Origin of the sequence: Azospirillum brasilense (genome assembly GCF_005222205.1) — a bacterium.
Classification (GTDB): domain Bacteria; phylum Pseudomonadota; class Alphaproteobacteria; order Azospirillales; family Azospirillaceae; genus Azospirillum; species Azospirillum brasilense_G.
The window spans coordinates 280,902-307,560 of sequence record NZ_CP032349.1 but is presented as its reverse complement, the minus strand read 5'-3'; the positions used below and the strand labels follow the sequence as shown (position 1 = coordinate 307,560).

Sequence of the window (26,659 nt, the reverse complement as noted above, 5' to 3'; positions counted from 1 at the left end):
GGGCGACGCCATGCCCGATCTGCACCGCATGCCCGATCCGCATCGCGTGAAGGCGCCGGTTCCTCGTCCGGTGGCCCATGGCTGACACCGCCAAGCCGTCGCTCGACGCTCTTTTCATGGGACACCGGAGCACGCTGGTCCGCCTGCTGTCCCGCATGGTCGGCAGCGCCGCCACCGCCGAGGATCTGGCGCACGAGGCCTATCTCAAGGTAAGGGCGGCGGAACGCGACCGGCCGGTGGATCATCCCCTGCCCTTCCTGTTCCAGACGGCGCGCAACCTGGCCTTCGACCATCTGCGGCGGGAGCGCCGGCTCGCCGTGGTGGTGGTGCAGGACGTGACCGCCGAAGGGATGGAGGAGGTCGCCGCCCCCCTGCCCTCTCCGGAAACCCAGGCCGGCGACCGCCAGCGGCTGGCCCGGATGAACGCCGCGCTGGCGACCCTGTCCGAGCGGCAGCGCCGCATTCTTCTGCTGAACCGGATGGAGGGGCTGTCCCACGCGGAGATCGCCGAGCGGCTCGACGTCTCGGTCAGCACCGTGCAAAAGGATCTGAAGGCCGCCCTGCTGGCCTGCCTGGAGGTGTTCGCCCGGCTCGACCGGGAAGGATTGCGGGTTTCCGCCGGCCCGAACGTCTTACAAAGAGAAAGACCGTGACGGCACCACACGCGACTCCCATGCCCGATCCCATGCCTGACGACACCGACCCCTCCTTACCGCTGGAGCAGGCGCTCGACTGGTTCATCCGTCTGCAGGCGGAGGATGCGGGAGAGGAGTGCCGGCAGGCCTGCGCCGCCTGGTGCGCCGCCGATCCCCGCAACGCCCGCGCCTGGGCCTTGGCGCAGGACATGTGGGCCTCGCCCATCCTCACCGAAGCGCTGGAGGCCACAGCGGTTTCGGCCACAGCGGCTCCGGACACGGCGGTTCCGGACACGGCGCCGCGTGACGCCGCGCCAGCGCTTCCCCTCCGACCGTCGCGCCGCTCCCGGCCGCTGGGGCGCCGGGCGATGGCGTGGGCGGCGGCGGTGCTGGTGGCGGTCGGACTTGGCCTGGCCGCCGACCTGCCGCTGCGCCTGCAGGCCGACCACCGCACCGCGACCGGCGTGCAGGAGCGCCTGCAGCTGGCCGATGGATCGCGGGTGCTGATGGACACCGGGACGGCGCTCGCCACCGACGTCGAGGGGGAGGAGCGGCGGACCCGGCTGCTGCGCGGGGCCGCCTTCTTCGAGGTGACGCCCGACCCCGCCCGTCCCTTCCGGGTCGCGGCCGGCCCCGCCGTGGTGACCGTGGTCGGCACCGCCTTCGCCGTCCGCTACCTGGACGACCGGGTGACGGTGACGGTGCGCCACGGCACCGTGGATGTGGCCCGGTCCGGCGGCCCCGCCGTGCGGCTGCGCGCGGGCGAGGAGGTGGTGGTCACGGCGTCGGGCGTCGGCGCGGAGCACCCCGCCGACCTGTCCGCGGCGCTCGGCTGGGTCGATGGCCGGCTGGTCTTCGAGGACCGCCCCCTGGGCGAGGTTCTGGATGAGCTGGACCGCTACTACCCGGGGCTGATCGTGGTTCCCGATTCCCTCGCCGACCGGCGGATCACCGGCAATTACCGGCTGGACGATCCGGTGCGGACGGCGACGGCCCTGGCCGGTCTGGTGCGGGCCGAGACGCTGCGGGTGTCCGACGCCCTGCTGATCCTGCGCCCGCGTCCCTGACGCCGCCGGCTTTCCCTGCCCGCGCGCCGTCCCTCAAAAAAAATTTCCGCTTTTCACGATCCCAAAACGTCAGGTCGGCACGGCTATTAGGAATGCGTCGCAATCGCAACAAGCGACGCGGTCCGGCCGGTCGATACGTCGCGATCATGGGGAAAGCGTTACGATGGGTGCGGGGATGATGGATCGGGGTGCGCGGGGATGTCGGGGGACGGCCCTGTTGCGGGCGGCGCTGCTGTCATCGGCGGTGGCCGGCATCGGTGTGGCGGCGGGGGGCTACGCCCTGGCGGCACCGGCGAAGACCGGCGGGCAGGTGGCCCAGGCTTCCGGACAGATGGGCGGACAAACGGCGGGGCAGCGCTTCGACATTGCCCCGCAGGGGCTGGTGACGGCCCTCAACGCCTTCAGCGCGGCCAGCGGCTGGGAGGTCGGCTTCCCGGCGGAGGTGGCGCGCGGCCTGACCTCGCCCGGCGTGTCGGGCACCATGAGCGCCGACGAGGCGCTGCGCCGCCTGCTGTCCGGCACCGGCGTGTCGTACCAGATGACCGGCCCCGGTCGCGCCGTGCTGTCACGGCCGCAGGCCGGCGAGACGGTGCTGGACCCGGTGACCGTCGAAGGCACGCGCGAGCGGGCGACCGGCCCGGTCATGGGCTACGCCGCCCGCCAGAGCGCCACAGCCACCAAGACCGACACGCCGATCCTGGAAACGCCGCAGTCGATCTCCGTCGTCACCCGCGACCAGATGGACGCCCAGGCGGCGCGCAGTCTGGCCGACGTCCTGAACTACACCTCCGGCGTCACGACCGCCCGCAACGGCGGGTCCTCCTCCTTCGGCGGCGACGGCATCTCGGTGCGCGGCTTCGGCGGCAACGGCACCACCGGCGTGTCCTTCAACGAATATCTCGACGGGCTGCGGCTGAAGGGCAGCGGCTTCCTGACCTCCGGTATCGACCCGTACCTGTTCGAGCGGGTCGAGGTGCTGAAGGGCCCGGCCTCGGTGCTGTTCGGTCAGACCAGCCCCGGCGGTCTGGTCAACATGGTGACCAAGCAGCCCTCCCCCGACGCCCGGCATGAAATCCTGCTGCAAACCGGCAACCAGGGCCGCAAGCAGGCCGCGCTGGACATCGGCGGCGACGTGACCGGCGACGGTCGGCTCTCCTACCGGTTCGCCGGCGTCGCGCTGGACACCGACACCCAGACCGACATCGCCGAGCGCCGCCGGCTCGCCGCCGCCCCGACCGTGACCATCCGGCCGACCGACGACACCAGCCTGACGCTGATCGGCCTCTACCAGCGCGACAATTACGACGATTCGCCGCTGAACTACCTGCCGGCCCAGGGCACCGTGCTTCCCAACCCCAACGGCACGCTGCCGACCAAGCTCTTCGCGGGCGATCCCAACTTCAACGACTGGGACCGCAAGACCATGAGCGTCGGCTATCGCTTCGAACACCGGTTCGACGAGCGCTGGACGGTGCGGCAGAACGCCCGCTACCTGCACAACGACCTCGACCTCAAGCAGGTCTACGCGTCCGGCCTGCTGCCCGACCAGCGCACCACGCGGCGCACCACCTTCTCGGCCCGCGAGCGCGCCTACGACCTGACCGTTGACAACCAGGTCCAGGTGACCGTCCACACCGGTCCGCTGCGCCACACCGTGCTGGCCGGCGTCGACCATCAGCGGCTGAGGAGCGACACGCTGCGCGGGCAGGCGGCGGCGCCGAACCTCGACCTGTTCAACCCGGTCTACGGGCTGCCGATCGCCACCCCGCCGATCTACCAGAGCACCGCCACCCGCATCACCCAGACCGGCGTCTACGCCCAGGACCAGATCAAGTGGGGCGGCCTCGCCGTGCTGCTGGGCGGGCGCAAGGACTGGGCCGAGACGCAGCAGCGCAACCGGCTGAACCAGGCACGGGCGTCGCAGCAGGACGACGCCTTCACCGGCCGCGTCGGGGCGCTCTACCTGTTCGACAACGGTCTGGCGCCCTACGCCAGCTATTCGGAATCCTTCGAGCCGACGTCCGGCAGCGACTTCTACGGCAACCCGTTCGAGCCGACCACCGGCCAGCAGTACGAGGCCGGGCTGAAGTACGAGCCGCCGGGCTCCGGCAGCCTGTTCACCCTGTCGGCCTTCACCATCACCCAGCAGAACGTCACCACCGCCGACCCGCTGCACACCAACTACAACATCCAGACCGGCGAGGTCCGCTCGCGCGGCTTCGAGGCGGAGGCGCGTGTGAGCCTCGCCGCCGGGCTGAACGCGGTGGCCAGCTACACCTTCCTCGACGCCGAGGTGACTAAGAGCAACGGCGCCGACCGCGGCAAGCGGCCGGTCGCCGTGCCGACCCATTCGGCCTCGGCCTGGGGCGACTACACGGTGCAGGACGGCCCGCTGGCCGGCCTGGGCGGCGGGCTCGGCCTGCGCTACGTCGGCTTCACCTACGGCGACCCGGCCAACAGCTTCAAGGTGCCGTCCCACACGCTGGTCGACGCCGCGCTGCGCTACGACCTGTCCTATCTGAGCCCGCAGCTCCAGGGCGTGCAGGCGGCGGTCAACGCCAGCAACCTCTTCGACAAGGAGTATGTCGCGGCCTGCTCACGGGCGACCAACTGCTATTACGGCCTGCGCCGCACCGTCATCGGCTCACTGAAGTATTCCTGGTGAAGCGAAAAACCGAGATCGCGCTGCGGGTCGTGACCGCCGTCGGCGGCGGCTACGCCCTGGCGGCGGGAACGGCGGCGGCGCTGGCCCTGGCGCTGCCGGCCGTGCAGGACCGCGCGGAGGCGGTGCTGACCGCCACCATGGCGGCGCTGCTGCCCTGCGTCCTGACCGTGGTGATGGTGTTCGCCGCGGCCAGCGCCCTGCGCGCCCTGGCCTGGACCGCCGGCCTGACGGCGGCGGTCTGGGCGGCGGTCTCACTGTTGAAAAGCATGACGGGAACCGGGGTATGAACGGCAGTTTCCGCCTGTCGATGACGTGGCTGCACAATTGGGGCGGGCTGGTGGTCGGCTGGCTGCTGTTCTGCGTCTTCCTGACCGGCACCACCGCCTACGCCCGCTTCGAGATCACCCGCTGGATGCAGCCCGAGCGGATCGCAGCGACCAACAGCCCCGCCGCGGCGGCGGCGGCGATCGCCAGCCTGTCGCGCGAGGCGCCGCAGGCGCGCCGCTGGCTGATCACCATGCCCGACGAGCGGCGGACCGCGACCCAGGTCTACGTCTACAACCCGCCGGGGATACAGCCCGCCTTCCGCAAGCTGGCGCTGGAGCCGGCGGACGGCCGCCCGGTGCAGGCGCGGGCGACCTTCGGCGGCGACTTCCTCTACTACTTCCACTTCGACCTGCGCGTTCCCGGCTTGGTGGGGCGCTATCTGATCGGCGCCGCCGGGGTGGCCCTGCTGGTGGCGCTGATCACCGGCTTCGTCATCCACCGGCGGGTCTTCTGGGACTTCTTCACCTTCCGGCCCAACCGCTCGCGCACGCGGCTGTGGATGGACGTGCACAACGCTCTGGGCATCATCGTGCTGCCCTACCACGCGCTGATCACCGTGACCGGGCTGGTGCCGCTGATGCTGCTCTACATGCCCTGGGGCCTGCAGGCGGCCTTCGGCGACCGGCCGGCGACCTTCAACACGGCGGTCTACGCCGAACCGCCGCCGGTGGCGGTGGCGGGACGGCCCGCCCCGCTCACAGCCATCGAGCCGCTGCTGGCGGAGGCGGCGCGGCGCTGGGACGGCGGCCGGCCAGGATGGATCATCATCGACAACCCGGGCGACGCCGCCGCCACCATCCTTCTCAAGCGCACCGATTCCGACCGGGTGGTGATCTCGCCGCAGGCCATCCTGTTCGACGGCACGACTGGCGCGGTGCGCGAGGTCTGGGAGGGGACAGGCGGAGCGGCGGCGACGCGGGCCGGCGCCTATGGCCTGCACATGATGCGCTTCGCCGACACACCGCTGCGGCTGGCGATGATCCTGTGCGGGCTCGCCGGCACCGCGATGATCGGCACCGGTCAGGTCTATTGGATCATCAAACGGCGCAAGCGCGAGGCCACCCCGTCCTTCGGGCTGCGTCTGGCCGACGGCGCCAATCTGGCGGTGATGGTCGGGCTTCCCATCGCCATCGCTGCCTATTTCTGGGCCAACCGCCTGCTGCCCGCCGGGCTGGCCGGGCGGGAGACCTTCGAGGCCCTCACCTTCTTCGCCGCGTGGTTTCTGACAGCCCTGCACCCGGCGCTGCGCGGCGTCCAGCGGGCCTGGGGCGAGCAGCTGGCGGCGGCGGCGCTGCTGTGGACCGCCCTGCCAGTGTTGAACGCCCTGACCAGCGAGGCCCATCTCGGGGTGACGCTGGCGCGCGGGCTGTGGGGAGTCGCCGGCATCGACCTGACCGCTCTGGCGACGGGCGCCCTGTTCGGTCTGCTGGCCTGGCGCCGCGTGCGTGCAGGGGGGTGGCGGAACGCGGCCGCGCGGGGACCCTTGCAGGACGCCGCCGCGCGCGTTAAGTAATACCGGACATCACTCCGGTATTACCGAGGCGCCCATGGCCACGACACTCACCACAAAGGGACAGGTGACCATTCCGAAGCCGATCCGCGACCGGCTGGGACTCGGTCCCGGCAGCGCCGTGGAGTTCGAGATCGCCGAGGACGGGCGCGTCGTCCTGAGCAGGGCGGATCGGGCGGTGGCGGCGAGAAGCCGTTTCGAGCGCCTGCGGGGCCGAGCCACCGCCGGCTTGAGCACGGACCAGATCATGGCGCTGACGCGCGGCGAGGATTGAGCGCCGATGACGCTGGTCGACACCAACGTGCTCCTCGATCTGACCACGAATGATCCGGTGTGGGCGGATTGGTCGGTCCGGCAGTTGGACAGGGCCGCCGCGACGGGACCTTTGATCGTCAACGGCGTCGTCTATGCCGAGCTGTCGGTGGGTTTCGAGCGGATCGAGGAGCTGGACGCCCTGCTCGACGAGGCCGGCATCGCCATGGAGGAGATCCCCCGCGACGCCCTGTTTCTGGCCGGCAAGGCGTTCCGGCGCTACCGGTCCGCGGGCGGCGCCCGCCCGGGGGTGCTTCCGGATTTCTTCATCGGCGCTCACGCCGCCGTGCTCGGTCTGCCGCTGCTGACCCGCGACGCCAAACGCTACCGTTCGTACTTTCCGTCCGTGCATCTCATGACGCCGGAGTCGCCGTAGGAGCGGACGACGCCGGGTTTCCCGCAGGCCCGCCTCACGCTTGCAACGGCGGGTTCCGGCTGGTTTCAGGTCAGCCACTGCGTCATTCCGACGTTGCTGGACACCACCGCGTCGATGCTGTCGCGCAGCTTGGCGAGGCTGATGGGTTTCACCAGATAGCCGTTGACGTTGTGCTCCTTGGCGAAGCGCACGGTGCTGAGGTCGGCGTCGCCGGTCAGGAAGATCACGGGGGTCTTGTCCACGTCCTTCACCTTGATCCCCCGCAAGCCCTGGAGGAACTGCTTGCCGTTCATCGGCGCCATGTGGATGTCGCAGAAGACGATGTCCGGGCGTGTGCGCACAACCTCCATCAGCCCGTCCTTGCCGTTGGAGGATTCCAGGATCGAGCGGACGCCGATCTCCTTCAGCACCTTGCGGATCAGGCCGCGGGTGAAGTTGTCGTCCTCGACGATCAGGATGCTCAGCTTCGCGTAATCTACCGCCATAATGGGCTGCCCTTGTTCAAGACGTCGGTTTCAACACGTCGGTGCGGGACTGTGCGACGCCCGCATCGCGGCGGTCGCGGTGATCAGCTCGTCCAGGGTGGCGTCCAGCATGCTGGCGAGAAGCGCGGCGGTCTCCGCGTCCCCGGAATCCAGCAGGTCCTGGGTGTCGGCGGCCAGCCGGCCCAGCCGGGCCGCTCCGATCGACAGGGCCGCCCCCTTCAGCGTGTGGACCGCGTCGCGGGCCTCGCTGGCGGCCCCGGCCTCCAGCGCCGTCACCGCGGCCTGGATCAGCCCCGGCGCCATGCCCAGGAAATCGCCAAGGAAGACCATGGCGTCCGGGTCGTCGCGGCCGAAATTCTGGCTCAGCTGGCCGAGGTCGAAAATCTGCGGGTCGATGTCGGCGTCCGCCCAGCTCGGCACGGGGGGCGCTTCGGCGACGGCCGCCGGCTCCGGCTTGGCGGGCGTCCGGCGGGCCGGCAGGCGCAGCGAGCGGGCCTGCGGCAGGAAGCGGTCCAGCGTTTCGGCCAGCAGCCGGGATTCGATGGGCTTCGTCAGATAGCCGTCCATCCCCGCCTCCAGGCAGCGCTGCTGCGTGCCCGGCAGGGCATCGGCGGTCAGGGCGACGATGGGCAGCCGGGTCACCGCACCGGCGCCCGCCCCCGTCCCGCCCAACGCCTCCGCCAGCTCCCGCTCGCGGGCGCGGATGGCGTGGGTCAGGCCGAAGCCGTCCATCTCCGGCATGTGGAAGTCGGTCAGGAGCAGGCCATAGCGGCCCGGCTGCAGCATCTCCAGGGCGCGGGCGCCGTTGTCGGCCATTTCGATGGCGTAGCCGCGCTTGTTCAGCATGCGGCGGATCACCGTCTGGTTGATCGGGTTGTCCTCCGCCACCAGGATCAGCGCCCCGGCCGCGATGGCGGATTCGATGGGCGGCGGCTCCCAGCCGGTGGCGTCATGCTCCCGCGGTTCCGACCGCCGTTCCAGGCTGGCCCGGCCCAGCGCCGCCGCGATGGTCAGCCAGACCCGCCGCCGCCGCAGAGGCAGATTGACGGCGCACAGCAGCCCGATGCGGTCGGCTTCCGACATGGTGGAGGCCAGCGCCCGCGGCACGGCCAGGATGACCGCGGGCACGGGGCCGTCGGCGAAGGCTGGGGACTGCACGATGGCGCGGCAGCAGGCGATGGCCGCTTCGGATTGCACCCCGCCGTTGACCAGAACCACCAGCCGCCCGGCCTCGCCGTCTGAGGCGGAGTCCGCCGCCGGGCCGCCCTGGGTGTCGGTCACCGCCTCGAGGCCGCCGGTCAGATCGTACCAGCCCAGCGGAACGATGCCGGCGGCGGCCAGGATGCCCTGGAGCGCCCGGCGGCCGGCGCCCTCGAAGCCGACAGCCACCACGCGGGCGTCGTCCACCGCCACCGCCGGGGCCGCCGGCGTTCGGGGCTGCGGGCAGTCGGCGGTCGGGGCGGCCACCGCGAAGGGCAGCTCGAACCAGAAGGTGGAGCCCTCGCCGAACACCGAGTCCACCCCGATGCCGCCCCCCATCATGCTGCACAGCTTGTGGCAGATCGTCAGCCCCAGCCCGGTGCCGCCGAAGCGGCGCGAGGTGGAGCTGTCGGCCTGCTGGAAAGGCTGGAACAGCTTGGCCCGCTGCTCCTCGGTCAGGCCGATCCCGCTGTCGGTCACGGCGAAGCGCAGCATCACGCCGCCATCCGCGGCGCCATCCGCGCCGGAACGCGGTTCGGCGCTGACCGTCACGGCGACGCTGCCCTTCTCGGTGAACTTGACGGCGTTGCCCATCAGATTGATCAGGATCTGGCGCACGCGCGTCGGATCGCCGGTCAGCCGGTCGGGAACACCCGGCCCGACGTCGACGGACAGCTGAAGCCCCTTTTCCTCGATGCGCCCGGCCACCAGCTCCGCCGACTCCTCGACCACCTCCAGGGGGGAGAAGGGGACGGATTCGATCTCCATCTTCCCCGCCTCGATCTTGGAGAAGTCGAGGATGTCGTTGATGATGATGAGAAGCGCCTGGGCCGACGACCGGATGACCCCCAGCATGCCGTGCTGCTCCTCGGTCAGGTCGGTCTGGTCCAGCATCTCGGCCATCGCCGTCACGCCGTTCATCGGCGTGCGGATCTCGTGGCTCATCACCGCCAGGAAGGAGGACTTCGCCCGCGTCGCCTCCTCCGCCTGGTTCTTGGCCTCGTGCAGGGCGGTCTCCCGCTGGGCGATCTCGGTGACGAAATGCTGCACCGAGCGGGCCATGGCCCCGACCTCGTCCCGGCGTCCGGTGTCCACGATGGCGCCGGTCAGCGGGTTTCCGGCCAGATGGACCATCTGCCTTTGCAGGCGGTCCAGCGGGCGGGTGATCGAGCGGGCGGCGTAGAAGGCCCCGGCGATGGCCAGCAGCAGGCCGGCGGTGGCCCCGAGCACGAGGGCGGAGCGCAGGAAGGCCCCGATGGTTTCGGCGTTGCTGCGGAAGGTGTCGTTCAGCGCGCTGGCGCCCGACGCCATCTCCTTCGCGTCCGCGTCCATCTGGGCGATCATCAGGTCCTGGACGCTCAGCCCCTCGCGCACCTTGTCCAGGCTGTCCCGCCAGCCGGCCACGGCGGACATCATGCCGCCGCGCACCAGCGGGGGCAGCGCGATCCGCTCGATCTGCTCCTCCACCGCCGCGCCGTCCGCGATCAGCGCGATGGTCGCGCCGATGTCCCGGTGGCTCACCGCGTCGGCGGTGGCGTGCGCCAGCTTCAGCACGGCGATGGTCACGCCCTGCGCCTGCTGCTCGGTCTCGTTGGCCGACACGGCGTGGGCGGTGAGTTCGGTGACCTCGTTCAGCGTGGCGGCGTAGGCCGTGCCGTAGACGTTCAGGATCTGGTCGATGCGCTTTTCCAGTTCCTGCGCGCTGTCCCGGATGTCGCCGCCGTCCATCAGCGCGCTGGACACCTGCGAGACCGCCGCGACGATGCGCTTTTGCCCCCGCCCGCTGCGCCCTTCCGCGGCGGCGGCCCGCTCCAGCGCCTCCTCGAGCGCTTCCGCGCTGTTGCTCAGGCGCAGCATCAGCACCCCGGTGTCGTGCGCGCCGGAGTTGCCGGGCGTGGCACCGCCTTGAGCCTGACCGTGTTCGCGGGACAGCCGGGCCGCCTCGTGCCGCCACAGACCGGCCAGCGCGGCGTAGATGCTGCGGGCGTTGTCCAGCACGTCGCGGTGCAGGCTCAGGCGCCGGTCGGAGTCCGCCACCGTCTCGGCATAGCCGAGGTTGGCGAGGTTCTGGCGCTGGCGGGCGGCGTCGGTGATGTCGATCAGCCGGGCCGCCTGCTGGGCCATGGCGCCGATCAGGGCGTCGTTCCGCTCGGTGACCGCCTTCAGCTCCTCCATCTGCGTGGCGTAGCGGTCCAGAACCCGCCGCGTCTCGCTGACGGCGCTTTCCAGCGCATCGTCCTCGGTGGCGTCGGCCAGGGCGTCCAGCTGACGGCGCGCCTCGCCGGTGTGGGCGTCGAAACGGACGGCCTGGGCCGCCCGCCGGCTGGCCGCGGTGTTCAGATAGTCGGAGCGCGCCGCCTCCGCCCCCAGCAGTTCGCGGTAGATCGTGCCGGCGATGACCACCGAACCGTTGGCGCGGTCGGACTGCTGCAGCAGGAACCACGCGACGATGGCGATGGCCGCCGCCACCAGCACGGGCATGCCGCCGACCGCGGCGATCCGCTGGGCGATGTTGGTGCGGATCATCACCGCGCGCCGCCGCTCACTGGGCGAGATCGACGTGGTGGAACAGGTGCAGGCCGAAGGGATTCATCCGATAGCCCGTCACCTCCTCGCGCAGCACCATGAACACCATGGAATGGGCCAGCGGCAGCCACGGCGCCTGATCCTTGAAGATTTCCTGCGCCCGATGGTAGAGGGCGGTGCGCTTGGCGACGTCGGTGGTCTGCTTGGCCTCGATGATGACGTCGTCGAAGCTGCGGTCGCACCATTTGCCCATGTTGCCGCCGCCCTTGCGCGCTCCCTCGCAGCTCAGCAGCGTGTAGAGGAAATTGTCAGGGTCGCTGTTGTCGCCGGTCCAGCCGATCATGCCCAGCTGGTGGTCGCCGTTCATCAGCCGCTTCATGTAGACCGACCAGTCGTCGGTCACCAGCGTGGCCTTGACGCCGACCTGGGCCAGATCGTTCGCCATCATCTCCGCCGCCCGCTTGCCGGCGGGCATGTAGGGCCGGGCCACCGGCATGTGCCACAGCTCGATCTCGAAGCCGTTGGCGTAGCCCGCCTCGGCCAGGAGCTGGCTCGCGCCCTTGGGGTCGTAGGGGATGTCGGTGATGGCGTCGTTGTAGCCCCAGCTCGTCGGCGGCAAGGGATTCTTCGCCGTGCGCCCGGTGTCGCCGTAGAGGGCGTCCACCAGCGTTTCCTTGTCGATGGCCATGCTGATCGCCCGGCGCACCCGCACGTCGTCCAGCGGCTTCCGTTCCACGTTGAAGGTGAGGAAGGCGACGTTGTAGCCCTCCTGCCGCAGCAGGGTCAGCGACGGGCTGTTCCGGATCTTCGGCAGGTCGGTCAGGTTGGGATAGGGCATGACGTGGCATTCGCCGGCCTGCAGCCGGTTCAGCCGGACCGTGGCGTTGGGGGTGATGGCGAAGACCAGATTGTCGAGCGGCGGGCGCCCGGCCCAGTGCCCCTCGAACGCCTTGTACTGAAGCAGGTTGTCCTTCTGATAGGAGAGGAGCTGGAAGGCGCCGGTCCCCACCGGCTCCAGGTCGAACAGCTCCGGCGTGCCGCGCCTGGCCATGGTGTCGGCGTATTCCGCCGAGGTGATGGCGGCGAAGACCATCGACAGGTTGGCCAGGAAGGGCGCCTGCGGCCGGTTGAGGGTGAAGCGCACCGTCAGGTCGTCCACCGCCTCGATCGACCTGAGGATCGCCCCCATGGAGAGGTCGTTGAAGTAGTTGTAGGCCCCGTTTCCGACCGAATGGTACGGGTGGTCCTTGTGCCATTGCCGGAAGAAGCTGAACAGCACGTCGGCGGAGGTCAGCGTGCGCGTCGGCGTGTAGCCCGGCGTGTCGTGGAAGCGCACAGCGGGCCGCAGCTTGAAGGTGTAGACGGTGCCGTCCGGCGAGATGGTCCAGGATTCCGCAAGCGCGGGCACGATGCTCTTCGACTCCGCATCGAAGCGCACGAGCGTGTCGTAGACGTGCAGGATCGCGTCGAAGCTGGTGTTGGTGCGGGCCAACGCCGGGGCCAGATTGTCCGGGTTGCCTTCCGAACAGAAGACCAGCGTCGACGCCGCCTCGGCCTTCTGCAGCGCTCCGGCGCCCGCCAGAGCCGCCACCGCGATCAGGGCCGCGATCGGGAACGCCCCGCCCAGCCGGGCCAGCCCATTCTTCAACAAACCTGCCTTCACTGCACCGCACTCCTTCAACCGGTCACCTGTCCGAGCCCCCAATTGGTTTGCGGAGATTAAAGCCAAGAGGCGCCTACTTGCAATTGACGTTATCTTTCATAAGACAATCTTTAAGTTTCTTCTGGGAAATAATACTTCCCGGACGAAATCTTCTGTAACAACCCAAACGCGATGAGAGGGTGGAAAGGTGCTTTCCCGGGCGGTCGGACACGCGTCGGCGCGGGAGGTTGCCAAGGCCGCGCGCCTCCGCTCACACCCGTGCACCCACACGGGGGATAAGAACGCCGCCTGCCCGAGCGCGGCCAAGGTGATGAAGAGGGACGGCGTGTTTTGGCGCTGTGCCAAGCCACGGCACGTCAAGCATCTCAACAATGCCGTTGGACTAGATCACCGCTGCCGCGCGGTGGACGCCGCCGCCCCGCCAATCCGCGCAGCACGCATGTTCAAAAAACAGCCGCTACTCGTGGTCACCGACCGGCGGCATGGAAACCACCATATCGACCCAAATGCTTCCACCCGTGGTCATGTGGTCGTGCATGTGCCGGCGCGCGGCCTCGCCATCCCCTTCCAGGATCGCTTTCACGAAAAGGTCGTGCTCCGTGTAGGACTTCAAAGGGCGCGCGGTGTGCTGGAACGGATACTGGCGGTAGATGCGCAGGCGACTGCGAATGAGTTTCGCCTGGTGCTCCAGATGCTCGTTCCGGCTTCCGGCGTAAATCAGCTCATGCAGTTCGCGATTGAGATTGTCGTAGGCCTCGATGTCGCTGGCCTCGGCGGCGGCGCGGCTCGCCTCGTGCACCTCCACGAGACGCTTGCGCCCGGCGAGTCCCATGCGGCGGGCGGCCAGGCTGGCGGCCAGCGATTCCAGCTCGACCAGAACCTCCATCATGCCGACGAGTTGCTTGGCGGACATCCGCAACACGGAGGCGCCGGCTCCCGGCTTTATCGTGACCAGGCCGCTCGAACCAAGCTGGGACAGCACCTCGCGCACCGGCGTCCGCGACACGCCGAACCGTTCGGCCAGAGCGCGCTCGTCCAGGCGCTCGCCGGGTGCGATGATCCCGCCCAGGATTTCCTGTTCGAGCACCTGCCGCATTTCCGTTACGCGGCTTGGCTTTTCCGCCTGCATGGCATGATCCGTTGGCAAATCGGGATCGGCCGACACTATCGCGCCCACCGGTCGGCGTCAATGTTTTGGTATGCCAAAACCCGATTTTGGTCGACCGAACCGCTGCAGGCGGTGGAGAAGCCAAGCTCTGACAGACCGCGGCGCACGCTCGCGCGGCAAGGATTACCAGCAGCCTCCAACGCACAACGGCATACCAGAAAGCCGCTGCCATTCATTGCGGAACACCCAAACCATAAGCGTGCCAAACTTTCCACGTTGCATTCCATTATCGCTCTCTGGTATGCATAACGTCGCTCATGGTTCTTTAAGAAAACAAAGACGGTATCCATAGAGCCGTGCCGTTGCCAATGACGGCGCCTGGGAGGAAGCAATGAACGGGACGCCACGGGGTCAATCGGACGGGCCGGCGACAGCCCCCCAACTGACCGTGAAGGACGCGGTGGGCACCATCCGGCTCAACCGCCCGCTTCAGCACAATCGGATCGACGTGGCGGACATCGCCATTTTGCAGGAGAAAATCGCGGCCGCCGAAGCGAACCCGTCCGTTCGCGTGCTGGTGCTGACCGCGACGGGGCCGAGCTTCTCCTCCGGCTACGACCTGAGCGCGGCCCAGTCATCCCAGCGCGGCGCGGCGGGCGGCCAGGACGGGGAGAACGCCTTCGCGCGCTTGTGCGATCGCATCGAAGCCGTCCGTGTCCCGACGATCTGCGCCCTCAACGGCAGCGTCTATGGCGGCTCCACCGATCTGGCGCTCGCCTGCGACTTCCGCATCGGCGTGACCGGGATGCGCATGCGCATGCCGGCCGGACAGCTCGGCATACATTTCTACCCCGGCGGCCTTCGCCGCTACGTGTCGCGGCTTGGCCTCAACGCGGCCAAGCGCCTGTTCCTCACGGCGGAAACGATCGCCGGCGACGACCTGCTGAGCATCGGCTTCCTGGACCGTATCGTCGCTCCCGGCGATCTCCAGGCCACCGTGGACGAGTTGGCCGGACGCATCACGGCCTGCGCGCCGCAAGCCATCGCCGGCATGAAACGCGCGCTCAACGACATCGCCCGCGGCGAACTGGACGATCGGGCGGCGGAGGCGGCCTTTGCCGCGAGCCTGCGGTCGGACGAGTTCGCCGACGCCCTGAAGGTCTGGTCGCAGCGCCGGGCATCCTGACCGCCTCCGCCCCCGGCGCGCGCCGGATCGGCACACCAGTCCCCATCTTGAACAGAGACCGTCCATGACCGACCAGAACCTGGTTCTGAACACGACCCCCCATGCCCTCGCGCGCGAGCTGTCGGGTTTGCTGCTGATCGGCGGCGAACTCCGGCCGGCGGCCACGGGAAAGACCTTCGATGTCGTGAACCCCGCGACGGGCGACGTGATCGCCACGGCCGCGGACGGCGGCGAGCGCGACGTAGACGACGCCGTCCGCGCGGCGGGCGCGGCGCAAGGCGCCTGGGCTCGCCTTTCGGCGCGCGAGCGGGGCCGGCTGCTGGTCGAATGCGGGCGCCGTCTGGTCGGCCATGCCGAGGAGATCGGGCGCCTCCTCGCCTTGGAGACGGGCAAGGCCATTCGGACCGAAAGCCGGGTCGAGGCGTCGCTGGTGGCGGACACCCTGACCTTCTATGGCGGGCTCGCGTCCGAGCTGAAGGGCGAAACCGTCCCGTTCCACCCGAAGATGCTGACCTTCACCCAGCGCGAACCGATCGGCGTCGTCGGCGCCATCATTCCTTGGAACGTGCCGCTGTACCTGATGGCGCTCAAGATCGCGCCGGCGCTGGTCGCCGGAAACGCCGTCATCGTCAAATCCGCCGAGGAGGCGCCGCTGGCGGCCCTGCGTGTCATCCAGGTCATGAACCAGCTTCTGCCGGCGGGCGTCCTCAACATCCTGTCGGGTGACGGCCCCGGATGCGGCGCGCCCCTGGTCAGCCATCCGGGGGTCGGCAAGGTGACCTTCACCGGCTCGGTGGAGACGGGCAAGATCATTTCGCATCTGGCGGCCGACAAGCTGATCCCCGTCACCCTCGAGCTGGGCGGCAAAAGCCCGATGATCGTGATGGGCGACGCCGATCTCGACAAGGCCATCGACGGCGCCGTGGCGGGCATGCGCTTCACGCGGCAAGGCCAGAGCTGCACCGCCTCCTCGCGCATCTTCGTCCATGAGAGCCTTCACGACGCCTTCATCGACAAGCTGAAGGCGAAGGTCGACGCCATGACCATGGGCGACCCGCTGGACGAGGCGACGGACATCGGCACCATCATCTCGCCGCAGCAGTTCGACCGGGTGCGGTCCTACATCGCGCTCGGCGAGGCGACGGCGGGCGCGGTGGCGCACCGGTGCTCGGCCCTGCCGACTGACGAGCGGCTGGCGCGCGGCCTGTTCGTGCAGCCCGTCCTCTTCACCGGCCTGCCCAACGATCACCGGCTGGCCCGCGAGGAAATCTTCGGACCGGTCACCTGCGTGATCGCCTTCCGCGACTACGAGGACGCATTGGCCATGGCCAACGACAGCGATTTCGGCCTCGCCGCGACCATCTGGACGCGCGACCTGCGCACCGCCCTCGACGCGACCCGGCGGCTCCAGGCCGGCTTCGTGCAGGTCAACCAGAATCTCGTGGTTCAGCCGGGCTTGTCCTACGGCGGCTTCAAGCAGTCCGGCCTTGGAAAAGAAGCATCCCTCGAAGCGATGCTCGATCACTTCACGCACAAGAAGACGGTCATCATCAACATGGACTGATCAAGAGTTCACAAAAAAGGGAGGAAACAAGAATGCGTACGTCCTTCATCGCCGCGCTTCTGGCCACGACGACTTTGGCGGCCGGAACGGCCCAGGCCGCCGACGTTATCCGGATCGGCGTTCTGAACGACCAGTCGGGCCTGTACAGCGAATTCGGCGGCGCCGGTTCGGTCGAGGCGGCGCGGCTGGCCGTCGAGGATTTCGGCGGCCAGGTTCTGGGCAAGAAGATCGAGATCCTGTCGGCGGACCACCAGAACAAGCCCGACATCGGGCTGGCGAAGGCCCGCGAGTGGTTCGACACCCAGGGCGTCCATGCCATCGCCGACCTGACCAATTCGGCCATCGCCATCGGGGTCCAGAACCTCGCCCGCGAACGCGGGAAGATCACCCTGGCCACCGGTCCGGGGACGACGCGCCTTACCAACGAAGACTGCTCGCCCAACGGCTTCCACTGGATGTGGGACACCTATTCCCAGGCGGTCGGAACCGCCCGTGCCGTCGTCCAGGACGGCGGCAAGGACTGGTTCATGCTGACCGCCGACTATGCCTTCGGTCATCAGATGGCCGCCGACATCGACAAGACGGTCAAGGAGAACGGCGGCAAGGTGCTGGGGCAGGTCAGGCACCCGCTCGGCAACGCCGATTTCTCCTCCTTCCTTCTCCAGGCGCAGGCGTCCAAGGCCGCGATCATCGGGCTCGCCAACGGCGGGACGGACACCACCAACGCGGTCAAGCAAGCGGCGGAGTTCGGCATCACCAGCGGCGGCCAGAAGCTGGTCGGGCTGGCCGTCCTGATCAGCGACGTGCACGCGCTCGGCCTGGAAAACGCCAAGGGCCTCATCGCGACCACGGCCTACTACTGGGATCGCGACGAGGGCAGCCGCAAGCTGGGCGAGCGCTTCGAGGCGCGCATGAAGCGCAAGCCCAACATGGTCCAGGCCGGCGTGTACTCGGCGGTGACGCACTATCTCAAGGCGATGCAGGCGGCCGGCACCGACGACGGCACCGTGGTCGCCGAAAAGATGCGGGAACTTCCGGTCGACGATCTCATCACCAAGGGCGGCAAGGTCCGCGAGGACGGCCGGGTCATCCGCGACATGTACCTGATCGAGGTCAAGACACCGGCCGAGTCCAAGGGCCCCTGGGATTACTACAAGGTTCAACGCACCATCCCCGGCGACCAGGCGGCGATCCCCTTGAGCGAAAGCAAGTGCTCCCTGGTCAAGAAGTGACCCACTGAGAGACCCTTCCGGAGGAACATCATGGCGCGGATTGCTTTCATCGGACTCGGCAACATGGGCCGTCCCATGTGCGACAACCTGACCAAGGCCGGGCATGACGTCGTCGGGTACGACGTGGTGGCCGCGGCGCGCGACGCCTACGCCGCCGCCGGTGGCCGCGTGGCGGCCACATTGGCCGACGCGCTGGCCGATGCCGACACCGTCATCAGCATGATCCCGACGGGAAAGCATGTTCGGGCCGCCTACGAAGGTGGAAGCGAGGACGAGGGCGGCGTGCTGGCGCACGCCCGTCCGGGCGCGATGCTGATCGACTGCTCCACCATCGACGTGGAGAGCGCGCGGGCGGTCAGCAAGGCGGCGGCCGAGGCCGGTTTCGTCATGGTGGACGCCCCGGTGTCCGGCGCGGTCCCGGCGGCCCAGGCCGGGACCCTGACCTTCATGGTCGGCGGCACCGCCGAGGGCTTCGAGCGCGCCCGCCCGGTGCTGGCCGCCATGGGTCCCAAAATCTTCCATGTCGGCGCATCCGGGAACGGCGTGGCCCTGAAGATCTGCAACAACATGATGGCGGGCATGAGCATGGTCGCCATCAGCGAGGTGTTCGCCCTGGCCGAGAAGCTCGGGCTCGACCACCAGACGGTCTACGACGTCATGACCGTGTCCTCGGGCAATTGCTGGGCCTTGCAGAGCTATTGCCCGGTTCCCGGGCCGGTCCCGGCATCGCCGGCCAACCGCGACTACCAGCCGGGCTTCGCGGCGGCGATGATGCTGAAGGACATGCGCCTGTCGCAGAACGCGGCCGCCACCAGCGGCGCCGCCACGCCGCTCGCCGGCAGCGCCGCCGCGCTCTACCAGATGCTCGTGGAGCACGGTCACGGGAACAAGGATTTCAGCGCCGTCTTCGCCCTGATCACCGGACGGCTGACATCGGCGTGAAAGGGAAACCGATCATGGTTCATGCGATCCGCGTCCACCAGCCCGGCGGTCCCGAAGCCCTGGTCTGGGAGGAGGTGGCCGTGCCGCCGCCCGGCCCGGGGGAGGCCCTGGTCCGCCACACGGCGATCGGCGTCAACCTCATCGACACCTATCACCGCTCGGCCCTCTCCGGGCAGTACGCGATCCCACGCCCGGCCGTGCTGGGCGTGGAGGGCGCCGGCGTCGTCGAGGCGGTCGGCCCCGGCGTCACCGATGTGGCGCCCGGCGACCGTGTCGCCTACTGGATGCTGCTCGGCGCCTACGCCGAGCGGCGCATCGTTCCCACGCACCGCCTGGTGAAGCTGCCGGACACGGTGTCGGACGAGGTGGCCGCCGCCGCGATGGTCAAGGGAACGACGGCGCAGTATCTGCTGCACCGCGTCCATCCGGTTAAGGCGGGGGAAAACCTTCTCGTTCATGCCGCGGCGGGCGGTGTCGGCCAGATGCTGTGCCAGTGGGCGCACGCTCTGGGGGCGACGGTGATCGGCACGGTCGGCTCGCCGGAAAAGGCGGCCGTCGCCCAGGGCGCCGGCTGCGATCACGTCATCCTCTACCGCGAGGAGGATTTCGCCGCGCGCGTCCGCGACATCACCGGCGGCCGCGGTGTCGACGTGGTCTATGATTCCGTCGGGCAGGACACCTTCATGGCGTCGCTGGACTGTCTGAAGCCCTTCGGCCTGATGGTCAGCTTTGGACAGGCGAGCGGCCCGGTGGCACCCGTGGATATCAGCGTGCTGGCGCAGAAGGGCTCGATCTTCCTCGCCAAGCCGACGCTGGCCACGGTCACCCGCAGCCGCGACGACATCGAGACCCTGGCCGGCGGGTTGTTCGAAGCCCTGGCCTCGGGCCGGGTCCAGGTCGGCATCGCCCATCGGGCGCCGCTCACCGAGGCCGCATCGGTGCACCGCGACCTGGAAGCCCGTCGCACGACGGGACCGATCGTGCTCATTCCCTGAAGCGAACCGGCCTTCGCTTCGGAATGACATGACCCGCATCGCGGCGACAGGAACACCGGAATGACGCACAATCTTTACAGCCTGCTTCTGAAGCCCGGCGCTTCGTCCGATGCGCGGGTGGCCCTGCGAACCGACACGGGGCGAACCGACACGGAACGGACATGGACCTACGCGGACCTGCGGCGGACCGCCGGACGCATGGCGCACGTCCTTCACGAGGCCGGCGTCGGTCCGGGAAACCGGGTCGCCGTGCAGGTGGCGAAGTCGCCCGAGGCGGTGTGTCTTTACCTCGCCGTCCTGCAGCTCGGGGCGATCTACCTGCCACTCAACACGGCCTACACGCTGGCCGAACTGCGCTACTTCCTCGACGACGCGGAACCTACGGTGTTCGTCGGGCAGACCGCGGTCGTCGGCGATCTGGTGCCGCCGGCCGGGTGCCGAACCTTCACGCTCGACCCGGACGGCGAAGGAAGCGTGACGGCGGCGTGCCGCGGACGGCCACCACGGGAACACGTCGCCGAGGTGGGGCCGGACGACGTGGCGGCGATCCTCTACACCTCCGGTACGACGGGCCGCCCCAAGGGCGCCATGATCTCACACGGCAATCTGGCCTTTGGCACCCGCACGCTGAACGCGCTCTGGGGCATCTCCGACGCCGATGTGCTGTTGCACGCCCTGCCCATCTTCCACGCACACGGCCTGTTCATCGCCCTGAACTCGATGCTGTATGCGGGCGCGTCCTCTGTTTTCCTTCCCAAATTCACGGCGGACGCCGTGATCGGGCATCTGCCGCACAGCACCCTGTTCATGGGCGTCCCGACGCTCTACACGCGCCTCCTTGCCGACCCGCGGCTCGACCGGGAGCGGTGCGGGAGCATGCGCCTGTTCACCTGCGGCTCGGCTCCCCTGTCACCGGACCTCTTCGAGGCGTTCGAGGCCCGCACGGGGCATCGGATTCTCGAACGCTACGGCATGACGGAAACCACGATCATCGCCTCCAATCCCCTCGACGGCGAGCGTCTGCCCGGCACGGTCGGCTACCCGCTGCCAGGGCTGGAGGTCCGGGTTGTGGACGCCGCCGGACAGCCGCAGCCCGCGGGCACGGTCGGCGGTCTCGAACTGCGTGGTCCGAATGTCTTCAAAGGCTATTGGCGGATGCCGGAGAAAACGGCGGCGGAATTCCGGCCGGACGGCTTCTTCATGACGGGGGATCTGGCGCGCGCCGCCCCGGATGGCCGTCTCACACTGGTCAGCCGCGCGAAGGACATCATCATTTCCGGCGGCTACAATGTTTATCCGCGCGAGGTCGAGATCGTGCTCAACCGCATCGAGGGGGTGGGCGAGACCGCGGTCTTCGGCGTTCCCCACCCCGATTTCGGTGAGGGCGTGGTCGCCGCCGTCGAACGCCAGCCAGGCTGCGAGTCGCTCGATCCGGCCGCCATTCTCGCACGGGCGGCACGCGAACTCGCCGGCTACAAGCTGCCCAAGGCCGTGATCGTCCTGGATGCGCTGCCCCGGAATGCCATGGGAAAGATATTAAAGAACGAACTCAGCTCGCTGCACAAGGATGTGTTCAAGACGCGGAACGCAACCGGCTGAGGCGTCGGTGCACGAAGGCAAAAGGCTGTCGGGCTCGCCGGGTTGAACTGAAGCAACCGCAAGATCAGTCCCAACGGGTGGTGTAAGAACCGAGGCGCTCTTCTGGTCTCCAGCGGATCTCGCCGGGATCATCATGCGGCCGCCGGACCGCCCACTCATCGTTCTGTTCGAGCAGGATGGCGCCGATCAGGCGGGGTGATCGCCGCCTCGTTGGGGAGGATGCCGACCACCTTCGGCGCGCCGCTTGATCTTGCCGTTCAGCCGCTCCAGCGGGAGCGTGCTGTGGATCTTGGCCCGGTGTTCCTTGGGAAAGCCCGGAAGGCCAGCGTGTCTCCCTCGGCCTCGTTGAGCAGGGCGGACCTGTTCGGAGTCCCTGCGCCACTGCGCCTTGGCGGCGTCGGCAGCGTCCTGGGCGACGGCGGTGTGGGCGACGGCGGTGGCGATGAAGGCCGACATCACGCGCCGGGGCCTTGCGCATGAAGCGCACCCGGCAACGGCGCCATGACGTGCGGGTCTCCCAGTCGCGATCCCGACAGCCGTTGCGCTGGACCCTTCGCCCGGCGGAGCGTTCGCCAAGGCCGTCACCGGTCCTCAGGCCTGCCCCTCCGGTTCCATCAGCCGCTCGGCCGTGAAACCGATCATCTCGCACGGCACATCGCCGTCAGGGCTCTTCTCCAGCGGCGCGCGAGGCGCCATCATTTTGTCGGTCTTCGCGGTCACCCTCGGGCGAGGAAGAACGACGATGACCGTCCCGCTGTAAACAACCCGCCCCCTACGCCAGCGTCGGGAGCCCTGCGGCGGGCCGGTTGCCCACAGCTCCAACACCACGCAATGGGGTACGACCTCGCCGAACACCGGAGCCGAAGCCGAAGCCGTCGAGGGACGCCGCGACACAGAGACGAAAGGGTGACAGCATGAGTGCGACACGACGCGCCGTTCTACACGGTGTTCTGGCCGGGGCCGCCCTGATGATGCCGCTGCGCGTCCAGGCAAAGGCCGGTGAGGTGCCGGTTCGACGCATTCCATCCTCGGGAGAGGTCATCCCGCCCGTTGGCTTGGGAACCTGGATCACCTTCAATGTCGGTGATGACCCCGAACTGCGCGGAGAATGCGCGGCGGTCATGCAGGCCTTCTTCGAGATGGGGGGACGGATGATCGACTCCTCCCCCATGTACGGCTCCTCCCAGGCGGTGGTCGGAGATGGGCTGCGCAAGCTGGGGCACTCCCCTGCCCTGTTCGCGGCGGACAAGGTCTGGATTTCTTCGGGCACACGCGGGCCGTCGCAGATCGAAGAGTCGCGCCGCCTGTGGGGCGTGCCGCGCTTCGACCTGCTTCAGGTGCACAACCTGCTGTCCTGGGACGAGCATCTCAAGACGCTGTTCGCCATGAAGACGGCGGGTCAACTCCGCTACGTCGGCATCACGACGTCGGAAGGGCGGCGCCACGACCTGTTCGAAGACATCATGCGCCGGCAGCCTCTCGATTTCGTGCAGCTTACCTACAACATCGTCGACCGCGACGTGGAGCAACGCATCCTGCCGCTGGCGGCGGACCGCGGGATGGGCGTCATCGTCAACCGCCCGTTTCAGCAGGGCGTGCTGCTCCGCCGGCTGTCGGGCCATCCCCTGCCCTCCTGGGCCGCCGACATCGGCGTGTCCAACTGGGCGCAGTTCGTCCTGAAGTTCATCATCTCTCATCCCGCCGTCACCGTGGCCATCCCCGCAACCAGCCAAGTCGCCCATGTGCGCGAAAACATGGCTGCGATGGCGGGGCCGATGCCTGATGCCGCGATGCGGCGGCGCATGGCTGATCATGTAAGGGACCTCTGATGGCGGACTGGTGGACCTATTCGACCGAAGACTTTTTGCTCTTCAGCCCCCGCACCTACTGGCGGCTGATCGAACGGCACAACGAGGCGCTCTGGCCCGCGCATGTCCTGATGCTGCTGCTCGGCGCCGCCATTTTGCTGTGGCTCATCCGGCCCCGCCCATGGTCGGATCCTGTGATCGCAGGAATCCTGACAGTCCTGTGGTCCTGGTTGGCCTGGAGCTTCCTATGGGAGCGTTACGCCACCATCAACTGGGCAGCATCCTACGTGGCCCCGCTTTTCGCGCTTCAGGCTGTCCTGCTGGCCGTGGTCGGTGGCCGGCTCCGCTGGTCGCTCTCCCGAGCCGGGCGGGCACCCATAGGGTTTGCCCTGTTCCTCTATGCGCTTGTCCTGCATCCACTGGCAGCGCTCCTCGCCGGACGGACCCTGGGCGGAGCCGAGGTCTTCGGCATGACACCGGACCCGACCGCGATCGCCACCATCGGCCTTGTCATGATGGCCGACGGGCGATGGTCGTGGTTGCTGCTCGTCGTGCCGACGGCATGGTGCCTCGCCAGTTGGGCGACATTGAACAGCATGGGCTCGCCGGAACAATGGGTGCTTCTCGGGGCGACACTGCTGGCCCTGATTCCGGTCGCACGTCGGCGAAAAGCCCAACCGGCGTCGGAGGAGCATCCATGACGGACGCCGTCGAGCGAAAACTCCGGCTTGCGCCCGACGGCGGAGGCCATAGCCCCCACCAGCCTGGCAGCCCCCTTCCAACAACGTGCCACGACCAAACATCATGAAGGGCGTGGCACGTTGCGACGTCGCAACTCAGCCTTTCCGGTCAGCGTTCCAAAACCTCGCCAATCAGGCGGTGAAGGCGCCGCAGGCGTTCCATCTGCTCCTTTTCCAAGGGCACCTCTCGGAAACGCTCGACCTGCTGCTCGAACCGGCCGACCATCTGCGAGAAGCGCCGTACGGATGATCCCCCGGCATCGGCGTCGCGCGTGACGGCCGGTGAAGCGGGCTTCGATCGGTCGTTTCCACCGGCCTGTGCATCAGCGGGGGGTTTCCCCGCGCCGCCTTGTTTGTGATGAGGCGTCGTGGCAACCTCGAGTTCCAGCTTGGCTGCCCGCAGTTCGCGTACAGTGGCTCCCTCCTGGGCAAGCTGCCACAACGCCATCTGCTGCTCCGTCGGAGCGTCCGCGATTTCAAACAGGACCGACCGCGACACGGCACGACCGCCTTGCATGAAGCCGCTGCGGACCTCCGTCGGCAAGGCGTGCACCGCCATCAGACGGCTGATCTCGGCCTTCGAGCGGCCGATCAGCCTTGCGACATCGGTTTGCGTGGCGCCATCCTTGTCCAGCAGTTTCGCTATTCCGTCCGCCAGTTCGAAGGGATTGAGATCCTGACGTTGGGTGTTCTCGATCAGCGCGATCTCATCCGGATCGCCCTTCGTGATCACCGCATAGACCGACGCCCGTCCGGCGAGCAGGCAGGCCCGCCAACGGCGCTCACCCGCCACGATGATGTATTGTTCCGCCCCCTCTCCTTCCCGGACCAGTATGGGCTGCAGCTGACCCTTGGCGCCGATGCTGTCCGCAAGCAGCCGAAGACCTTCTTCGTCGAACTGCTTGCGCGGCTGGTCAGGGTTCGGATGCACCTGCTCCAGAGGCAGTTCCCGAACCTCGGGAAATTCCGACGGTTGGCCGAACAGGGCCGCGACGTTTGGGACCGCTCCGGCAGCGCTCCGGAAAAGCGCGGCGTTCGGCGCGCCGAACTTCTTACGCGGCGGCATGGGCACCTCCGGCGGCCGGCGGTTGACGAAGGTCCATCAGGCTGGCGGCGATCTCACGGTATCCGTCGCCGCCGACCATCTTGGGCTCATGCTCGAAGGCCGACCTGCCTTCGAACACCGCTCGGGCGAAGACCGTGGAGCGCGAAATCGGCGAGAAGATCCGGGTGTGCTCGCCGAACTGCTCGCGCAGCAGGCGCAGGCTCTCTGAATCCTGCAGTGTTTGTGAATGCATGGTGGGCAAGACACCGAAAACGGTCAGATGCGGGTTCACGCTGCGACGCACTTGGGTGATGGTGGTGAGCAGCTGCGGCACGCCCACCAGCGCCAGCATCTCGGTCTGGCAGGGGATGATGACATATTGGGCGGCCGTAAGGGCCGCGATCGTCAACGGGCCCCGATTTGGGGGGCAGTCGATGACGATGAAATCGTAGCGCGCACTGATGTTGACGTCGGGATGCTCCTTGTTGAGCGATGCCTTCAGGCGCATCGTGCCGTAGGGCACGGTCAGCAGCTCGATCTCCGCCTCGCCGAGCGTGATCGTTGCCGGCACCACATGCAGAGGCATCTCGCCGACGGCCTGCGCGACGTCCTCGACGTTCTTTTCAAGGCGCAGCACCTGGTAAAGCGTGGTGCCCGCCTTCTCCTGCTTCATGCCGTCGATGCCGAGATGGACCGTTGCATTGCCCTGGGGATCGGCGTCGATGAGCAGGACGCGGTATCCCTCATTTGCCAAAAGCCACGACACGTTGACGGCGGTCGTCGTCTTGCCAACCCCGCCTTTCTGGTTCGCGACGGCGATGATGGTTGCCCCCTGCCCGCTCGTCGCCAGTTCCGTCGCGCCGCTGGACAGGAACGTGGAGACGATCTTCGGCACCGGCTCTCGCCCTCCCTCCCACCGGCTGATCCGTTGCCGGTCATAGCTGCGGTGAAGCGCGCTATTGAGATGCTCCGCGAATTGTGCCTGTGTAAGGCCTCGAGACTCGCGATGATGTTTGAGGGATTCTCCGGCGGTCGTCATGACGGCGCTCCCCTGCCCCACGGTTGCTGCTGAGCTTCAACGTGGCAGGGAGACGGAACACTGTCAACAAAAAGGGTGAAATCCGGAAAAAATGTCTACATTATCGTCAACATCCTTATGGTGCAACGGAACCTGAGTCCGTCGGCGCCGATCGCGGATACGGCGCAGTCCGACACAGTTGCGATGTCGCAACCGGGCATGTTCTTGAAAGCACTCGATGTATGGCGCCGATGCGACGCACCCGAACACAGTTGCGATGTCGCAACCAGAGCCAGGACGCGTGGGGGCTCGAAAGCGTTCGAAACTCCATGCTGAAATCCCACTGACCACGCGAAACCTCCGCCGTGAAAGACACGGCGGTGGCGGAAGAAAGACAGCATGGCCGGCATGGTGCGGTTGGAGACCGATCACCGCTCGACACCGGTCATCCTCACCCGCACCACCGCCGGACTCGTCGACAACAAGCGCCGCTTCGCCAAGAGCTGGTAACCGGACGTCACCCGTCGTCACGGCGCCCCCCCCGGTCCATGTGGTTGCCCGTGAGTTCCTCAAGGACGCCACTGATTGGCTTGCCGCCGGCATCCCCTTGAGACGGACCGAGCGTGACGTTGAGCCTGGAACGCTGGATTTGCTCC

General features: G+C 68.3%; 21 protein-coding genes and 1 pseudogene. 15 read left to right on the top strand and 7 right to left on the bottom strand.

From position 1 onward, the window contains the following. Nucleotides 1–77: 77 nt before the first annotated feature. The 7 genes from D3869_RS30635 (at nucleotide 78) to D3869_RS30605 (ending at nucleotide 6,892) form a co-directional block, all read left to right on the top strand. Complete coding sequence (locus D3869_RS30635) at nucleotides 78–653, top strand: RNA polymerase sigma factor (protein WP_137143388.1); 576 nt, start codon at nucleotides 78–80, stop codon at nucleotides 651–653. A 20-nt stretch (nucleotides 654–673) separates the two neighbouring features. Beyond that, nucleotides 674–1,702 carry a FecR family protein gene (locus D3869_RS30630; RefSeq protein ID WP_247896115.1) on the top strand — a complete coding sequence of 343 codons (1,029 nt, stop codon included), beginning with the start codon at nucleotides 674–676 and terminating at the stop codon, nucleotides 1,700–1,702. A 217-nt stretch (nucleotides 1,703–1,919) separates the two neighbouring features. After that, a complete protein-coding gene (locus tag D3869_RS30625; protein WP_247896114.1) occupies nucleotides 1,920–4,367 on the top strand; it encodes a TonB-dependent siderophore receptor in 2,448 nt (815 codons plus the stop codon). After that, nucleotides 4,364–4,654 (top strand): hypothetical protein, encoded by a 291-nt coding sequence (locus tag D3869_RS30620; protein WP_137143386.1) that lies wholly within the window; start codon nucleotides 4,364–4,366, stop codon nucleotides 4,652–4,654. The genes D3869_RS30625 and D3869_RS30620 overlap by 4 nt, the downstream gene beginning before the upstream one ends. Further along, a complete protein-coding gene (locus tag D3869_RS30615) occupies nucleotides 4,651–6,207 on the top strand; it encodes a PepSY-associated TM helix domain-containing protein (RefSeq protein ID WP_247896113.1) in 1,557 nt (518 codons plus the stop codon). Before D3869_RS30620 ends, D3869_RS30615 begins: the two co-directional genes overlap by 4 nt. Before the next feature lie 34 nt (nucleotides 6,208–6,241). Continuing rightward, on the top strand, nucleotides 6,242–6,478 hold the full coding sequence (locus D3869_RS30610; RefSeq protein ID WP_109068956.1) for an AbrB/MazE/SpoVT family DNA-binding domain-containing protein: 237 nt from the start codon (nucleotides 6,242–6,244) through the stop codon (nucleotides 6,476–6,478). 6 nt (nucleotides 6,479–6,484) lie between these two features. Continuing rightward, a complete protein-coding gene (locus D3869_RS30605) occupies nucleotides 6,485–6,892 on the top strand; it encodes a type II toxin-antitoxin system VapC family toxin (RefSeq protein WP_137143385.1) in 408 nt (135 codons plus the stop codon). 65 nt (nucleotides 6,893–6,957) lie between these two features. Here the strand turns inward: D3869_RS30605 and D3869_RS30600 are convergent, their stop codons facing one another. The 4 genes from D3869_RS30600 to D3869_RS30585 form a co-directional block, all read right to left on the bottom strand. Continuing rightward, complete coding sequence (locus tag D3869_RS30600) at nucleotides 6,958–7,377, bottom strand: response regulator (protein ID WP_137143384.1); 420 nt, start codon at nucleotides 7,375–7,377, stop codon at nucleotides 6,958–6,960. 30 nt (nucleotides 7,378–7,407) lie between these two features. Continuing rightward, nucleotides 7,408–11,103: a hybrid sensor histidine kinase/response regulator gene (locus D3869_RS30595; RefSeq protein WP_137143383.1), complete on the bottom strand. Its 3,696-nt coding sequence runs from the start codon at nucleotides 11,101–11,103 to the stop codon at nucleotides 7,408–7,410. 16 nt (nucleotides 11,104–11,119) lie between these two features. Beyond that, nucleotides 11,120–12,766: an ABC transporter substrate-binding protein gene (locus D3869_RS30590; protein ID WP_247896112.1), complete on the bottom strand. Its 1,647-nt coding sequence runs from the start codon at nucleotides 12,764–12,766 to the stop codon at nucleotides 11,120–11,122. A gap of 457 nt (nucleotides 12,767–13,223) precedes the next feature. Further along, on the bottom strand, nucleotides 13,224–13,895 hold the full coding sequence (locus D3869_RS30585; RefSeq protein ID WP_137143382.1) for a GntR family transcriptional regulator: 672 nt from the start codon (nucleotides 13,893–13,895) through the stop codon (nucleotides 13,224–13,226). A gap of 370 nt (nucleotides 13,896–14,265) precedes the next feature. On the opposite strand from D3869_RS30585, the gene D3869_RS30580 reads away from it, so the two are divergent. The 6 genes from D3869_RS30580 (at nucleotide 14,266) to D3869_RS30555 (ending at nucleotide 21,392) form a co-directional block, all read left to right on the top strand. Beyond that, the gene (locus D3869_RS30580) at nucleotides 14,266–15,060 is read left to right on the top strand and encodes an enoyl-CoA hydratase/isomerase family protein (RefSeq protein WP_137143381.1); all 795 of its coding nucleotides are present in this window, start codon (nucleotides 14,266–14,268) and stop codon (nucleotides 15,058–15,060) included. A gap of 64 nt (nucleotides 15,061–15,124) precedes the next feature. Next, nucleotides 15,125–16,624: an aldehyde dehydrogenase family protein gene (locus D3869_RS30575; protein ID WP_137143380.1), complete on the top strand. Its 1,500-nt coding sequence runs from the start codon at nucleotides 15,125–15,127 to the stop codon at nucleotides 16,622–16,624. Between the two features lie 32 nt (nucleotides 16,625–16,656). After that, nucleotides 16,657–17,856 carry an ABC transporter substrate-binding protein gene (locus D3869_RS30570; RefSeq protein WP_137143379.1) on the top strand — a complete coding sequence of 400 codons (1,200 nt, stop codon included), beginning with the start codon at nucleotides 16,657–16,659 and terminating at the stop codon, nucleotides 17,854–17,856. Between the two features lie 30 nt (nucleotides 17,857–17,886). Further along, the gene (mmsB, locus tag D3869_RS30565) at nucleotides 17,887–18,798 is read left to right on the top strand and encodes a 3-hydroxyisobutyrate dehydrogenase (protein WP_137143378.1); all 912 of its coding nucleotides are present in this window, start codon (nucleotides 17,887–17,889) and stop codon (nucleotides 18,796–18,798) included. Nucleotides 18,799–18,812: 14 nt separating this feature from the next. Further along, nucleotides 18,813–19,793 carry a quinone oxidoreductase family protein gene (locus D3869_RS30560; protein ID WP_175426688.1) on the top strand — a complete coding sequence of 327 codons (981 nt, stop codon included), beginning with the start codon at nucleotides 18,813–18,815 and terminating at the stop codon, nucleotides 19,791–19,793. A gap of 60 nt (nucleotides 19,794–19,853) precedes the next feature. Further along, entirely contained in the window at nucleotides 19,854–21,392 is a 1,539-nt protein-coding gene (locus D3869_RS30555) for an AMP-binding protein (RefSeq protein ID WP_137143377.1), read from the top strand. 139 nt (nucleotides 21,393–21,531) lie between these two features. Here the strand turns inward: D3869_RS30555 and D3869_RS34825 are convergent. After that, nucleotides 21,532–21,897, bottom strand: a pseudogene (locus tag D3869_RS34825) (transposase); the annotation flags it as partial. A gap of 409 nt (nucleotides 21,898–22,306) precedes the next feature. Here D3869_RS34825 and D3869_RS30545 point away from each other — a divergent pair. Together D3869_RS30545 and D3869_RS30540 are read left to right on the top strand one after the other, a co-directional pair. After that, entirely contained in the window at nucleotides 22,307–23,221 is a 915-nt protein-coding gene (locus D3869_RS30545; protein ID WP_137143375.1) for an aldo/keto reductase, read from the top strand. Then, complete coding sequence (locus D3869_RS30540) at nucleotides 23,221–23,901, top strand: DUF6064 family protein (RefSeq protein WP_137143374.1); 681 nt, start codon at nucleotides 23,221–23,223, stop codon at nucleotides 23,899–23,901. Before D3869_RS30545 ends, D3869_RS30540 begins: the two co-directional genes overlap by 1 nt. Before the next feature lie 148 nt (nucleotides 23,902–24,049). Here the strand turns inward: D3869_RS30540 and D3869_RS30535 are convergent, their stop codons facing one another. Then, complete coding sequence (locus tag D3869_RS30535) at nucleotides 24,050–25,006, bottom strand: ParB/RepB/Spo0J family partition protein (protein WP_137143373.1); 957 nt, start codon at nucleotides 25,004–25,006, stop codon at nucleotides 24,050–24,052. After that, entirely contained in the window at nucleotides 24,993–26,024 is a 1,032-nt protein-coding gene (locus tag D3869_RS30530; RefSeq protein WP_247896111.1) for an AAA family ATPase, read from the bottom strand. The genes D3869_RS30535 and D3869_RS30530 overlap by 14 nt, the downstream gene beginning before the upstream one ends. Nucleotides 26,025–26,659 lie beyond the last annotated feature (635 nt).